At 41.7% G+C, this 12,723-nt stretch carries 15 protein-coding genes; 12 read left to right on the top strand and 3 right to left on the bottom strand.

From position 1 onward, the window contains the following. Nucleotides 1-23: 23 nt before the first annotated feature. Nucleotides 24-155, bottom strand: coding sequence for a hypothetical protein (locus tag AC25CA_RS13440; protein WP_486814343.1), 132 nt, complete (start codon nucleotides 153-155; stop codon nucleotides 24-26). A 233-nt stretch (nucleotides 156-388) separates the two neighbouring features. Between AC25CA_RS13440 and AC25CA_RS13435 the strand changes: the two genes are divergently transcribed. The 7 genes from AC25CA_RS13435 (at nucleotide 389) to AC25CA_RS13405 (ending at nucleotide 6,402) form a co-directional block, all read left to right on the top strand. Continuing rightward, nucleotides 389-721: a CGGC domain-containing protein gene (locus AC25CA_RS13435; protein ID WP_486814342.1), complete on the top strand. Its 333-nt coding sequence runs from the start codon at nucleotides 389-391 to the stop codon at nucleotides 719-721. 190 nt (nucleotides 722-911) lie between these two features. Continuing rightward, entirely contained in the window at nucleotides 912-1,967 is a 1,056-nt protein-coding gene (locus tag AC25CA_RS13430; RefSeq protein WP_486814341.1) for a 1-aminocyclopropane-1-carboxylate deaminase/D-cysteine desulfhydrase, read from the top strand. Between the two features lie 52 nt (nucleotides 1,968-2,019). Beyond that, complete coding sequence (locus tag AC25CA_RS13425; protein WP_486814340.1) at nucleotides 2,020-3,471, top strand: sensor domain-containing diguanylate cyclase; 1,452 nt, start codon at nucleotides 2,020-2,022, stop codon at nucleotides 3,469-3,471. Nucleotides 3,472-3,602: 131 nt separating this feature from the next. Further along, nucleotides 3,603-4,397 (top strand): TIGR00266 family protein, encoded by a 795-nt coding sequence (locus AC25CA_RS13420; RefSeq protein ID WP_486814339.1) that lies wholly within the window; start codon nucleotides 3,603-3,605, stop codon nucleotides 4,395-4,397. Continuing rightward, a complete protein-coding gene (locus AC25CA_RS13415) occupies nucleotides 4,390-4,767 on the top strand; it encodes an MmcQ/YjbR family DNA-binding protein (RefSeq protein ID WP_486814338.1) in 378 nt (125 codons plus the stop codon). The genes AC25CA_RS13420 and AC25CA_RS13415 overlap by 8 nt, the downstream gene beginning before the upstream one ends. 15 nt (nucleotides 4,768-4,782) lie before the next feature. Then, on the top strand, nucleotides 4,783-5,370 hold the full coding sequence (locus AC25CA_RS13410; protein WP_486814337.1) for a hypothetical protein: 588 nt from the start codon (nucleotides 4,783-4,785) through the stop codon (nucleotides 5,368-5,370). Between the two features lie 42 nt (nucleotides 5,371-5,412). Beyond that, complete coding sequence (locus AC25CA_RS13405) at nucleotides 5,413-6,402, top strand: dihydroorotate dehydrogenase-like protein (protein ID WP_486814336.1); 990 nt, start codon at nucleotides 5,413-5,415, stop codon at nucleotides 6,400-6,402. Between the two features lie 82 nt (nucleotides 6,403-6,484). On the opposite strand, the gene AC25CA_RS13400 is transcribed toward AC25CA_RS13405, so the two are convergent. Next, complete coding sequence (locus tag AC25CA_RS13400) at nucleotides 6,485-6,985, bottom strand: SEC-C metal-binding domain-containing protein (RefSeq protein WP_486814335.1); 501 nt, start codon at nucleotides 6,983-6,985, stop codon at nucleotides 6,485-6,487. 128 nt (nucleotides 6,986-7,113) lie between these two features. Here AC25CA_RS13400 and AC25CA_RS13395 point away from each other — a divergent pair, with 128 nt between their 5' ends. The 3 genes from AC25CA_RS13395 (at nucleotide 7,114) to AC25CA_RS13385 (ending at nucleotide 9,675) form a co-directional block, all read left to right on the top strand. Further along, nucleotides 7,114-8,295, top strand: coding sequence for an NAD(P)-dependent malic enzyme (locus tag AC25CA_RS13395; protein ID WP_486814334.1), 1,182 nt, complete (start codon nucleotides 7,114-7,116; stop codon nucleotides 8,293-8,295). Next, complete coding sequence (locus AC25CA_RS13390; RefSeq protein ID WP_486814333.1) at nucleotides 8,296-8,841, top strand: DUF5673 domain-containing protein; 546 nt, start codon at nucleotides 8,296-8,298, stop codon at nucleotides 8,839-8,841. It begins immediately after the preceding gene. Nucleotides 8,842-8,940: 99 nt separating this feature from the next. Beyond that, a complete protein-coding gene (locus AC25CA_RS13385) occupies nucleotides 8,941-9,675 on the top strand; it encodes an HAD family hydrolase (protein ID WP_486814332.1) in 735 nt (244 codons plus the stop codon). A gap of 33 nt (nucleotides 9,676-9,708) precedes the next feature. Here the strand turns inward: AC25CA_RS13385 and AC25CA_RS13380 are convergent, their stop codons facing one another. Further along, nucleotides 9,709-10,704, bottom strand: a complete 996-nt coding sequence (locus AC25CA_RS13380) for a zinc dependent phospholipase C family protein (RefSeq protein WP_486814331.1) — start codon at nucleotides 10,702-10,704, stop codon at nucleotides 9,709-9,711. 127 nt (nucleotides 10,705-10,831) lie between these two features. Between AC25CA_RS13380 and AC25CA_RS13375 the strand changes: the two genes are divergently transcribed. Then, on the top strand, nucleotides 10,832-12,079 hold the full coding sequence (locus AC25CA_RS13375; RefSeq protein ID WP_486814330.1) for an MFS transporter: 1,248 nt from the start codon (nucleotides 10,832-10,834) through the stop codon (nucleotides 12,077-12,079). Continuing rightward, the gene (locus AC25CA_RS13370) at nucleotides 12,080-12,697 is read left to right on the top strand and encodes a copper homeostasis protein CutC (RefSeq protein ID WP_486814329.1); all 618 of its coding nucleotides are present in this window, start codon (nucleotides 12,080-12,082) and stop codon (nucleotides 12,695-12,697) included. It begins immediately after the preceding gene. The last annotated feature ends 26 nt before the right edge of the window (nucleotides 12,698-12,723 follow it).

The raw sequence follows: 12,723 nt of genomic DNA, 5'->3' as shown, positions 1-12,723 counted from the left end.
CAATGGGATAAAAGAACCTATTCTTATAGTCTGCGTTCCAATTCATCAATGCGCTGAGAAACATGAATAAAGTCTTTCTTTCGTGCTTTTTGGCTTCTTGAAAATAGAATGATAATCCCCAAGAGGAGTAATGCAAGTGCTATGTATATTTCCATAATATCCTCCAATTTCTGTCAATCCCTTTTGACTTGCTTATTATGCCTTGTTTTTTCGAAAATGTCAAAGAGGGTGATTTGCCATTGGGCATCATTGAGCCCTCCTTTTAATTGGTTTCATAGCAGTTGAATTTCGTAAGTTGGTTCGTGAACCGATTGAGTTTATTATGGTAAAATTGAAGGATCATGATAGAATAGCGGGGAAAAGAAATTTGAAACGGGGAGTTTAGTAGATGAAAAAAGTAGGAATTATTCGGTGTCAACAAACCGAAGATTATTGCCCGGGAACCACGGATTTTAAGATGGCACAGCATGGAGCAGGTGGTTTTGAAGAACTGGGTCCTGTTGAGATTGTTGGATTTGTTTCATGTGGTGGCTGCCCAGGGAAAAGGTCTATAGGACGAGTTCAGGTGATGGTAGATCGAGGGATCGATGCAATTGCATTTGCGTCCTGTATCAAAAAAGGAAATCCCATAGGAATTCCTTGTCCGCATTATCAAGAGATGAAAGATGCCATTGAAAAAAGATTTGGAGACAAGATTCAGATCATTGAATGGACACATTAAAAACAAGAGAATCATGTATAAAAACTGCCAAAGGCTTGTTCAATCGAGTCTTTGGCAGTTTTTGTCTCGCTAATAGGTGAAAGTTGTATGGAGATTGATAAGGCAATCATTTCCTGTTTCGTTTATAATTAGAATGATAAGTAAATGGATCAAAATGGATCAAAAGATAAATTGTGTCTAGGGGGAAAATATGAGAATTGAAGATCTGAAAAAAGTGAGTCTGGGTCATTATCCAACTCCATTGGAAAAGATGAAGAACCTTTCAAAAAATCTTGGAATGGGCGAATTATTTATTAAGCGGGATGATACTACGGGTCCTGCTATAGGCGGAAATAAAACTCGAAAGCTTGAGTATCTTTTGCAAGAGGCGATTGAAAGCGGATGTACAGCCGTTCTGACATACGGTGGAACACAGACCAATCATGGTCGAACAACAGTTGGTGCTGCAATCAAATTGGGCTTAAAGCCAATTTTAATCCTCAAGGGTGAAGACCCAGGCTATCTTTCTGGTAATTTGACGCTAGATGCCTTAATGGGAGCAGATCTCTATTTTGTGTCGGAAGAAAACGATCAAGAGATGGCGGCAAATGAAGTAATTAAAGAATACGAAAGAGCTGGAGACAAGGTTTATGTTGTTCCCATGGGTGGGTCAAATTACCTGGGAGCTGTTGGGTATATCATGTCTGTCAAAGAGATTATGAAGCAGATGGAAGACCAAGTTTTGACGATTGACCATGTGGTATGCACGGTGGGTTCAATGGGTACCTATGCCGGCATGCTGATTGGAGCCAAGTATTTTGATGCGCCCTTTGATGTGATTGGGATTCCTGTGATGCCTGAAGAAAAAGACGCTGAGGTGTTGGAATATGCCAATGAGATTTGTTCGTATTTTGAACTTGATATCAGGATTACAGAGTATGATATAAAAATTGCCTATGGTCCTGCAAATGCTCCCTACGCTGGCGAGGCCTATAATCAACCGGATCCAATTACTAGAGATGCAATTATGATGTTGGCCAAGAGCGAGGCGATTATGCTGGATCCAACCTATACTGGGAAGACCTTTCGTGGATTTGTTGACTTGATTCAAGCTGGCGACTGGATTAAGCCCCATGAGAATGCAATGTTTCTCCATACCGGTGGAACCGTAGCACTTTGGACAAAAGAGCATTTGGATGATATGCAGAAGCAATTGCGAGACAACTGCAGGACAAGTGCGTGGTGTTGTGAGCAATCGAAACTATAGGATGGCAACGATTACCTATCTTTAGAAGATAGGTTTCATGGAGGGTTTGTGAATGAAGCAGTTTGATAATAAACGGAAAAATAAGATCAGTATAACCATCAGCTTCATTATTTTACTTGGCTTTATTGTCACGGTTGCGATTAATACAATTTCGTATGATGCCATAATTAGAGAAGACATAAAAAACATTTCAAAGCTTTCCTCATCCAATATCTACTCTGAAATTAATAACGAGTTAATCAAACCGATTTTTGTGTCCTTAACAATGGCCAATGATAGTTTCTTGAAGGGTTGGTTAGAGAGTGAAAGTGTTGGTGAACCGGATTCTGAAGAGTTGATCGAATACTTGGACGGATTAAAGTTGAAATATGATTATAATTCTGTTTTCGTTATATCAGAAAAAACCAAAGACTATTATCATTATAAAGGTGTGCATAAAACAATCGATCCAAGTGATCTTCATGACCAGTGGTATTATAACTTTATAGAATCGGGGAAACTGTATGAATTGGATGTTGATGTTGATGAGGCCCAAGGCAATGCATTAACGGTTTTCGTTAATTGTAGGATCGAAGACGAAAACAATCAACTGATGGGAGTTGTTGGGGTCGGTTTGGAAATGAAAGAAGTACAAGGAATTTTGGGGCTTTTTGAAGACTCATATGACTTGGAAAGTTTTTTGGTTGATCAACATGGAATGGTTCAGGTACACACAAACAATCAATTGATAGAATCCTATAACATTAATGAAGATGAAACAATTCGTAGTTTCACAGATGATATTTTTGCAAATAAAACCACATTAAAGACATATCGATATAATGAGAATGGAATCGATGGATATTTGATCACAAGGTATATCGAAGACTTAGATTGGACCTTGATGGTGAAAAAGGATACGTCCATTCTTAGAAGAGCCTTGTATGCTCAGATTGGTGAAGTGTTGATTATTGTATTCATCGTTATTCTCCTGGTGCTTTTGATTAGCAATAATGTGATCAAGGGATTTCAAGATAAAATGTTGGTGATTTCAAAAACAGATGAATTAACGGGTTTAATGAATCGAAGGGGCTTTAACCAGGTCTTATATGAGTCGCTCAAGAGTGGGGAAATGAAAGAGACTTGCTTTGCTGTATTTATCATAGATATTGATAATTTCAAAAACTTGAATGATCAATTTGGACACCTTCTTGGTGACAAAATCATATCTTTGCTAGCTACCCATGCAAGTAAAGCCTTGAAAAATCAGGGGATTGTCTCGAGATGGGGCGGTGATGAGTATGTTGGAATTATTTACGAAGATATCGAGACGGCAACCCAAATCTTATCAAACATGCAGGAAAGTATTGCGAAAGATCCAGATTTTGGCGAGTATTCCGTATCGATCAGTATCGGAATCACCGCATCGAAGCATACCGATACACCTGATATTGTAATGGGTCGCGTTGACAAGGGGCTATATCAGTCGAAAGAAATGGGCAAAAACTGCATCTCCGTTGTGTGATAACGAGTAAGTGAAGAACGGTTGCTTGAGGAAATGAAAAAATTGTAAATCTTGTAAATTATATGGGAATTGAAGTTTCTTATGGGGTAGAATAAAAAAGAGGATATAGATCAATTAAAGGAGAAAAATTAATGAGAGCACATGAAGTAGATTATAAGTTGTATGGTGATGATATGCAGTTTGTTGAGATCGAGTTAGATCCGGGCGAGAGCGTGATTGCCGAGGCGGGTGCCATGATGTATATGGAAGACGGCATTGAAATGGAAACCATTTTTGGAGACGGAAGTCAACAATCAAAAAGTAGCGGCCTGATGGGGAAATTTTTGTCGGCGGGCAAACGAGTTGTAACGGGTGAAAGTCTGTTTATGACCTTGTTTGGAAATGATGCAAGCGGGAAAAAGCACGTTGCTTTTGCGGCACCGTATCCGGGCAGCATTATTCCGGTGGATTTGATGAATGTGAATGAGGAATTGATTTGTCAAAAAGATGCATTCCTTTGTGCAGCAAAGGGAATTTCAATGGATATTGCTTTCCAAAAGAAACTAGGTACCGGCTTCTTTGGCGGTGAAGGATTTATTATGCAGCGTCTAAGGGGAGATGGAATGGCTTTCTTACATGCTGGCGGAACCGTTGTAAAGCGTGAGTTGAGAGCGGGCGAAGCTCTACGGGTAGATACGGGCTGTTTGGTTGCCTTGACGGCGGATGTAAACTATGACATTCAGTTTGTCGGTAATGTAAAAAGCGCCTTATTTGGTGGTGAGGGCTTGTTCTTTGCGACCCTTAGAGGTCCAGGTACGGTATGGTTGCAGTCTTTGCCGTTTAGTCGTATGGCAGATCGTATTATTTCACATGCACCCAAGGCTGGTGGTTCGAGCAAGGGTGAAGGCAGCCTTTTAGGTGCTTTGGGAAATATGATTGATGGATAGTCAGGCAATGACTTATGAACGCGCTAAAGAGCTTTGTTTGCGCTTGCCGGGAACAAGTTGTGATTATCCGTTTGATGAGGTTACCTTGGTTTTTCGTGTTTCAGACAAGATGTTCGCACTGATTAATGAATCGAGAGAACCCCTCAGCATCAACCTGAAATGTAATCCTGACGAAGCTTTAAGGCTTCGATCAATGTATGAAGAAGTCACCGCAGGGTATCATATGAATAAGAAGCATTGGAATACCATTCAGTTAGAGGGCGTCTTATCGGACGAGCAAATTGAATCGATGATTCAGCATTCTTATGACTTGGTCTTCAGTAAATTAAAAAAGGCAGACCGTGAACGGATTTCAAAGCTTTCTGAATAGAAAGGAGAATGACACATGGCACAACTCTGCACCCATTTGCATGTAGCGAAACGAGTATTGGAACGAGAAGGCGATTTATTGGCGAAGGAATACTTTCTGCTTGGCGCCGCGGCTCCTGAATTATACGATCGCTCTAATGAAGAGTCTTATCGGGAGGTACATTTTTACACGGGAGATCGTATTGATTTGGAGAAATTCCGAGTGAATACGGACTATTTGAAGCGAGAAAAGAAGTGGTTTTCTTTCTTCTTCGGGTATTATATGCATTTATGGTTGGACGCATATATCAGTGAACACGGTAGTGTGATTGTCCCTCCCGGTAAAAAAGGGTTGAGCGATGAGGAATTCAAGACCGCTTTTACAGAAAATGTTGAGATCTATGATATGAGACAGATTTGCGATTATCTGAAATCCGTTGATTTTGGCGGTGTCCATGATGAGGTTGTACCGACATTAGAATTTATCACGTTGAAAGATTCTTTTGAGTTGATCAAGGCGTGTCGATACAGCGAGGATGAATTCCCGCATATTACGGTGATTGAGGAAGATTTGTATCTTTCATTTATCGAAAAGACAGTTGAAAAGTTTTTTAATAAAGAATGAAAGGATTCCATTTGGAATCCTTTTTCTCAAAGGAGGGCTAGCGTGAAGATTGAAGCAAAATATATGGGGTTGACCTTACAAAGTCCGGTGGTTGTTGGTGCATGTGATTTGTCATTGAATCCGCAGGTCTTAAAGCAGATGGAAGAGTATGGAGCTGGGGCAATTGTCTTTAAGTCCATATTTGAAGAGAGTATTCAATTGGAAAGTATGCAATTGAAGAATCTTCTGGAATCTGAGCAGGATCGTGTGAAAAAAATGGAAAAATGGTACAGTAAGATTATGACAGTGGGAAATGATCAAATCTTGAAGGACCTCCGCGCTGCTAGAAGCGCGGTTTCAATCCCATTAATTGCGAGTTTGAATGCTTATTCAGAAGAGAGTTGGATTCATTATGTGAAGGTATTGGAGGGGTATGGAATTGATGGATTTGAGATCAATTTTTACCACACACCTGAAGGCATGGATATATCTGGGCAGGAAATGGAAGACCGGGAAGTTGGAATTATAAAGAAAATAGTTGAAACGACGGATCTGCCGATCAGCGTGAAGATGACACGCTGTTACACCAATCCCCTCTATACAGTAAAGCGATTTATGGAGGCGGGAGCAAAAGGGGTCATTCTCTTTAATCAATTTATTGATTCAGATATTGATATTGATACAGAGGCGAATCTGGAAACCTTTGAATTGACACAGGAGGGTGCATATCGGGAGTCATTGCGGTTTGCTGCCTTGCTTTACGGACGCGTAGAGGGGTCGATTATTGCCAATACGGGGATCTATGAGGCCGAAGATGTCATTAAGCTCTTGTTGGCAGGCGCCGATGCTGTTCAAGTTGTCAGCACCCTTTACATGAATCAAACCTGTCAGATTGAAAGGATGATTAAGGGAATTACAGACTGGATGGATCAAAAGGGATATGAAAGTCTCGATGATTTTAGAGGGAATTGCTCGAAGAAAGATGCGGTGGACCCATTCGCTTATGAACGTGCGCAGTATGTGAAAATCATGTTGGAAGATAAAAATATCTAAAAGTGAGTTGATCGTAGTCAACTATGAATAAGTTCGTTTAAAAAAAAGTGAGTTGACTACGGTCAACTCACTTTTTTTTTATTTAGTTTTTGCCGCAGCACTTTTTGTATTTCTTTCCTGATCCACAAGGACAAGGTTCGTTTCTTCCAATTTTCTTTGGTTTGATCACTTGCTTGGATTTGTTGAAATCTTTTCGGATTTGCGTACGTTTTTCAAGGTCGAGAATTCCGTCCCATTCTTCCAAACCGTATAACCAATCCGCTTTTGCATTATGCATGTTCCATAATAATTTTTCCCAGTTGATTGTCGCTTTGATTTCTGTTGTGGCTTCCAAGGAATCCAAATCAATTTCTTCTTCCAGACTTTCACTGATGCCGTCTAAGAATCCGACAAATGTCAGGGTTTCAAGGTCAAAAGAAGCAGCTAGTGCTTCAACGGTTCCCTCCATGACTTGTTGCTTTTCCCCAATCAGCTTTTGATAGACAGAGGTTTCTTGAGGTAGGTAGTCTCCCCAGAATTTGTCGTAATCAGCTTGGGTGTCTAATTTTTCTAGTTGTTTGCTCCACTCTTCATATAATTTCATCGATTCATCCTTTCGGTTTTTTCCACCCTTATTATATGGTCAGTTTTCATATTTGTCTAGTACAATCCCTTGTGAGAAGCTGGAAAAGACACTATAATAGTAGTGTTATGACGAAAGGCGGGGATAAAATGGGAAATCGAGAAGAAGCATTAGCGTTGCATAAGCAGTTGCGAGGAAAAATTGAAGTGGTATCCAAAATTGCTGTCAAAGATCGAAAGGCCTTGAGTTTGGCGTATACGCCTGGGGTTGCAGCACCTTGTGAAGAGATCTATAAGAATCCTGAATTGGTATATGAATATACCGCTAAGGGAAACCTTGTGGCGGTTGTAAGTGATGGTTCTGCCGTTTTGGGGCTGGGAAACATTGGTCCAGAGGCAGCCCTTCCCGTCATGGAAGGAAAAGCATTGTTGTTCAAGGAGTTTGCGAATGTAGATGCAATTCCACTTTGCGTGGCTACCCAAGACGTCGATGAGATTGTTCAATTGGTGACCTTGTTGGAACCAACTTTGGGTGGGGTTAACTTGGAAGATATTTCGGCGCCGCGTTGTGTTGAAATTGAAGCGAAACTAAAGGAACGATTATCGATTCCTGTGTTTCATGATGATCAGCACGGTACAGCGGTTATTGTTACGGCGGCATTGATGAACGCGCTTCGAGTGGTTGAGAAAAAAATCAACGAGGTTTCCGTTGTTATTAATGGCGATGGGGCCGCAGGATCTGCTATTGCAAAAATGCTGGTAACAGCCGGTGTGACAAAGCTCAAAATTTGCGACAGTCGCGGTATTTTGGTGCCGGGACATGAGCGTAATCATTGGTTGAAAGAAGAATTAGCCAATCTTTCCAATCCAGAAGGAGTTACAGGAAAGCTTGTCGACGCAATGAAAAATGCGGATGTGTTGGTTGGCGTATCAAAGGGAAATATTATTTCTGCTGAAATGGTACGGTCTATGAACACCGATGCAATTGTGTTTGCCATGGCGAATCCAACACCAGAGATCCATCCGGATGAGGCGAAGGCTGGCGGTGCTCGCGTAGTTGGCACCGGTCGCAGTGATTTTCCGAATCAGATCAATAATGTGTTGGCTTTTCCGGGGATCTTCCGCGGTGCATTGGATGTACAAGCATCTGAGATTAATGAGCCGATGAAACTGGCTGCAGCCATGGCGATTGCCGGATTGGTTGAAGAAGATGAATTGAATGCAGAATGGATTTTACCGGAAGCTTTTGATGAAAGACTGGCAACCGCAGTTAGTCAAGCAGTGGCGAAAGCGGCCATTGAAACTGGCGTAGCGAAGAAAGGGAAGGCTTAAATGACGAATTATGATTATTTTATCCTAGAGATGATGTCGTGGTTGCTTTTGATGGTAACAGCGGTATTTGTATATCGGATTACACGCTTTCAAAAGAAAATGGAGCCGCAATGGCACACGCTTAGAACAACGGCAGTGAAGAACCCCTTAGGAGACCGAACGAGTCGCAGCAGGGCCTATATGATCTTCACGATCATTCTATTGATCGTTTACATGGTCCTTCGCACAATCGGGATCTATCAATATGCTGTATTGTCTTTGATTTTTGCTTATTTTACCTATTCTAGTATCTTTATGATGATGCGACAAACCACGGTGATTCGCATGAATCGAGAAGGTATTTATCTGGCGGACCGCATGGTGGAGTGGGAAAAAATTGAGTATTATGAATGGAAAAAAGACAAGAAGCGCCCGAGTGGTGTGCTTCGATTGAAAATTAAAGGCAAGTATACAAAGGTCGGTTTTCTTATGGATACTCAGAGCAAAAAGAATGTGGCAAAGGTATTTGAAAAACAAGCGATCACTGCTAGGGGCATGGGCCTATAGCAGAGGAAACCGGGCAATTTTGTCCGGTTTTTTTGCACTCGGATTTTGGGTAAGAAGAAAAACTTCGGGTAAAATATGAAAAAGAAAAGGAGGGGTTTTATGAGTCGAGTTGGTGCCTTTTTTGACATCGATGGAACCATCTATCGAAATTCCCTGATGACGGAGCATTTTAAGAAATTAATCAAATATGAGGTGATTGATCCCATTCATTGGCATGAGCGTATTAAGGGATTGTATCAGGAATGGACAACGAGATATGGCGATTACGAGGAGTATTTGGAATTGCTGGCGGAGGAATACCGGATGGCAATCAAGGGATTGAATCTGGATCGATTGGATTTTGTTGCAGACCAGGCCATTGCCTTAAATGCGGAACGGGTCTATAAATTCACAAGGGACCGAATTAAGGAACACCACGAAAAGGGTGATGCGATTTTCTTTGTTTCGGGGAGCCCGGATTTTTTGGTGGAACGAATGGCAGCACATTATCAGGTGACGGAATGGCGGGGCAGTACCTATCTTCTGGATGAAAAAGGCTGCTTTACCGGTGAAATCACACGCATGTGGGATGCGGTTAACAAGGCAAAAACCTTGAAGTCTCTTGTGGAAAAATATGAGATCGATTTGGAACGCAGTTACGCATATGGCGATACCAATGGAGATTTATCCATGTTAACCATGGTTGGTCATCCCTATGCAGTTAATCCTAACGGCAAATTACTTGAATCCATTCGAAGGGATTCCAATTTACTGAAGAGAACCAAGGTGATCGTAGAAAGAAAAGATATCATTTATTTGATGGATGCCAATGTATCCACCATGGCAAAATATTAGCCATCCAATTGTTGTTGGATGGCTATTTTCCTGCTATAAAGTTTCAAATACGCATCGGGTAAAGTCCATGGACTGGTTTTCTTTCCAAGGGATTCCGGTGTCATAGGCCACGTCGCCGATGACAGCGTACAAGTCGACTTTTGTTTTGCTGCCCTCGATGTATCCCAAGGCAACGTTTAAAAAGGATTCAGCCTTATCTACGCATTGATCATAACGGTCCATAAAGGAATCGGTATAAATCAGGGTGTGATCAGTTGGGTGAAACCATGGCTGGTGATCGAAATTGAAAAAACTGGGATCCTCCGGTACCCTGTGCAAATATAGAGCCTGGGTAAAGGCGCGTTTTTTTCTCAGGAGCAATTCCAATGCAACTAGACCATATCGTTTGATTCGATAGGGGTCGTAAAGAGCATCCAGAATTTTTGGCATGGATTCCAAGGCTTCTTGATAGTCTTCAGTTTCCCATTTGATGCCATGGACAGAATTAATGCAGGCATCGAGCATTTTTGGAATGGCGTGGGGAAAATCGTCCCGCAAATCAATCCATTGGCTGGAACGAAAGCGACCAGCGATCATCTTTTTCTTTTCCTGTAAAAGGTAGGTGTCGCAAGCGATCTCGTACATTTTGTGGTAAAAATGATAGATTTGCGTATCTGGCTGATCGTCTTTTGCAACCCCGGAATGTGCATAGATAAAGGGATGCATGGTTTGATCAAAGGCATAGTGCGTAAGAAATCCCAAACTATAACTTAATAGGATGGGGAAGTCTTTTGACTTTCGCTTGATTTTTGTATAATCCAATAAGGCAAGCAAAAAGGCATAAGGATGGTCTCGATGGAGAAGGCTCCCGTGGTGAGGGGCGTTTCCAGAATCTTGACCGGGTAGTACGCGATAGTAGAAAAAAAAGTCGGGTCCTTGTGCACCCAACCGATATGCATTCGTATTTTTTTTAATTAATTCAGTCATTGAATGATCGATTCGGTCGATCGCTTCCATGGCTCCCAGTGCGTGGGTAATAACATCAGGCATGCTGTATGCTCCTTTCCCTTCTTAATTCATTATACGAGACTTCTATAGATTTTACAAAAAATTCCTAGTTGCTCTTTCAAGCGAATTTTTCTGCTATAATGGAGAAAACAGGAAAAGGGAGGGAAACATGTCAGATTTGAAGATTACAAGAACAGAACGGAGTTGGATTCTCTATGATTGGGCCAATTCTGCTTATTCCATTGCAATTACAACTGCACTCTTACCTTTATTTTTTAAGTCAATGACGGATGCGGCTGGGATGACAGCCAGCAATTCCACTGCAATTTGGGGCTATACCAACTCCATTGCGACCCTGTTACTTTCGGTGTCAGCACCGATCCTAGGGAGTATTGCCGATTACAAGGGCTTTAAGAAGCGATTCTGGACTTTCTTTGCTATGTTGGGTGTTGGTTTCACGGCTATGCTTGCAACAGTTCCTATGGGGAGCTGGGGCATCTTATTGGGCTTTTATATCTTAACGGTTATCGGATTTGCCGGAGCCAATATTTTTTATGATTCCTTTCTTGTGGATACCACATCTCATGAAAAGATGGACAAGGTCTCGACTTATGGCTTTGCTTTTGGTTATATCGGATCCACCATTCCATTCATAATTAGTATCGCCATTGTTGCCCTGGGTCAAGGATGGGGATTAGCGGAACCGACAACCTATCGGATGGGTTTTTTAATTACGGCTCTTTGGTGGGGATTATTCAGTATTCCCATGTTTAAAAATGTACAGCAGAAACACTATATCGAGCAGGAAAAGCAACCGGTTAAAAAGAGTTTGATTCGGCTGGCCCATACCCTGAAGAATATTAGAGGCAATAAAAAAGTATTTTTGTTTTTATTGGCGTATTTCTTTTACATAGACGGGGTCGATACGATTATTCGTATGGCGGCTGTTTTTGGATCCGACGTTGGAATCGGTTCAACTGACTTATTGTTAATTCTCTTGGCGACTCAGTTCGTTGCCTTTCCATTTGCTCTTCTCTATGGGAAACTGGCAGTCAAGTATTCTGGTAAACGGATGATTCAAGTGGCCATAGTAATTTATTTCTTCATCTGCCTTTATGCATTCCAATTGGATTCTATTACGGAATTCTGGATTTTGGGCATGCTGGTGGCTTCCAGTCAAGGGGGGATTCAAGCTTTGTCTCGATCCTACTTTGGGAAGATTATTCCCAAAAAACAATCCAATGAGTTTTTTGGATTGTATAATATTTTCGGTAAGTTTGCTGCAATTATTGGCCCCTTTCTCTTTGGAATTACCACGCAGATTACCGGCGATTCACACTACGGTGTTTTAAGTATTGCCTTACTATTTTTAATCGGTGGATTTGTTTTCAACAAGGCGATCAAAGCGGGGGAATAAATGAAAATTAAGTTGAAAGAATGCTGTGTCGAAGGATACCCGCAAGCCAAGCGAGCAAGCGCCTTGGGGGCTGATCGAGTAGAACTGTGCGAGAATCTCGCTGAGGGGGGAACAACCCCGTCATACGGAGCCGTGAAACTGTCGGTAGAATTGCTTTCAGCAAAGGTTGCTGTCATGCTAAGACCGCGGGGTGGCAACTTTGTTTATACACCAGATGAGTATCAATGCATGCGGGAGAATTTACTAGTTCTTAAGGAACTTCAACCCGATGCTTTTGTCTTTGGGTTTTTGCAGGCTGACAGGGAGCTGGACAGGGAAAGAATTCGGGAATTTGTTGCCCTAGCCGACCCGATTCCAGTTACTTTTCATATGGCTTTTAACCAGGTTCCTGATCAAAAGGAAGCTATCGATTTTTTAACTGAAATCGGTGTAAAGCGAATTCTGACCAGTGGACGAGAGGGGAAGGCGCCCGATCATCTTACCCATTTGCGGGACTTGATTGAATATGCAGGAGACAGGATTATTGTCATGCCGGGAGCAGGTGTGCGAGCAGATAATCTTGTAGAGATTCATGAAAGCTTGCAAGCAAAGGAATATCACGGCACAAAAATTGTATAAATTTAGTGGAACCCTCCGAGCATTTG

It is taken from the genome of Gottschalkiaceae bacterium SANA (genome assembly GCA_036323355.1).
GTDB lineage: Bacteria > Bacillota > Clostridia > Tissierellales > GPF-1 > GPF-1.
This window is presented reverse-complemented; position numbering and strand designations above follow the sequence as displayed.

What these genes read in the sequence shown, in the direction of transcription:
- AC25CA_RS13390 (WP_486814333.1), top strand. Translation starts at nt 8,296, where the DNA reads ATGACGAATTATGATTATTTTATCCTAGAGATGATGTCGTGGTTGCTT.
- AC25CA_RS13435 (WP_486814342.1), top strand. Translation starts at nt 389, where the DNA reads ATGAAAAAAGTAGGAATTATTCGGTGTCAACAAACCGAAGATTATTGC.
- AC25CA_RS13440 (WP_486814343.1), bottom strand. Translation starts at nt 155, where the DNA reads ATGGAAATATACATAGCACTTGCATTACTCCTCTTGGGGATTATCATT.
- AC25CA_RS13425 (WP_486814340.1), top strand. Translation starts at nt 2,020, where the DNA reads ATGAAGCAGTTTGATAATAAACGGAAAAATAAGATCAGTATAACCATC.
- AC25CA_RS13370 (WP_486814329.1), top strand. Translation starts at nt 12,080, where the DNA reads ATGAAAATTAAGTTGAAAGAATGCTGTGTCGAAGGATACCCGCAAGCC.
- AC25CA_RS13375 (WP_486814330.1), top strand. Translation starts at nt 10,832, where the DNA reads ATGTCAGATTTGAAGATTACAAGAACAGAACGGAGTTGGATTCTCTAT.
- AC25CA_RS13380 (WP_486814331.1), bottom strand. Translation starts at nt 10,704, where the DNA reads ATGCCTGATGTTATTACCCACGCACTGGGAGCCATGGAAGCGATCGAC.
- AC25CA_RS13400 (WP_486814335.1), bottom strand. Translation starts at nt 6,985, where the DNA reads ATGAAATTATATGAAGAGTGGAGCAAACAACTAGAAAAATTAGACACC.
- AC25CA_RS13385 (WP_486814332.1), top strand. Translation starts at nt 8,941, where the DNA reads ATGAGTCGAGTTGGTGCCTTTTTTGACATCGATGGAACCATCTATCGA.
- AC25CA_RS13415 (WP_486814338.1), top strand. Translation starts at nt 4,390, where the DNA reads ATGGATAGTCAGGCAATGACTTATGAACGCGCTAAAGAGCTTTGTTTG.
- AC25CA_RS13395 (WP_486814334.1), top strand. Translation starts at nt 7,114, where the DNA reads ATGGGAAATCGAGAAGAAGCATTAGCGTTGCATAAGCAGTTGCGAGGA.
- AC25CA_RS13430 (WP_486814341.1), top strand. Translation starts at nt 912, where the DNA reads ATGAGAATTGAAGATCTGAAAAAAGTGAGTCTGGGTCATTATCCAACT.
- AC25CA_RS13410 (WP_486814337.1), top strand. Translation starts at nt 4,783, where the DNA reads ATGGCACAACTCTGCACCCATTTGCATGTAGCGAAACGAGTATTGGAA.
- AC25CA_RS13420 (WP_486814339.1), top strand. Translation starts at nt 3,603, where the DNA reads ATGAGAGCACATGAAGTAGATTATAAGTTGTATGGTGATGATATGCAG.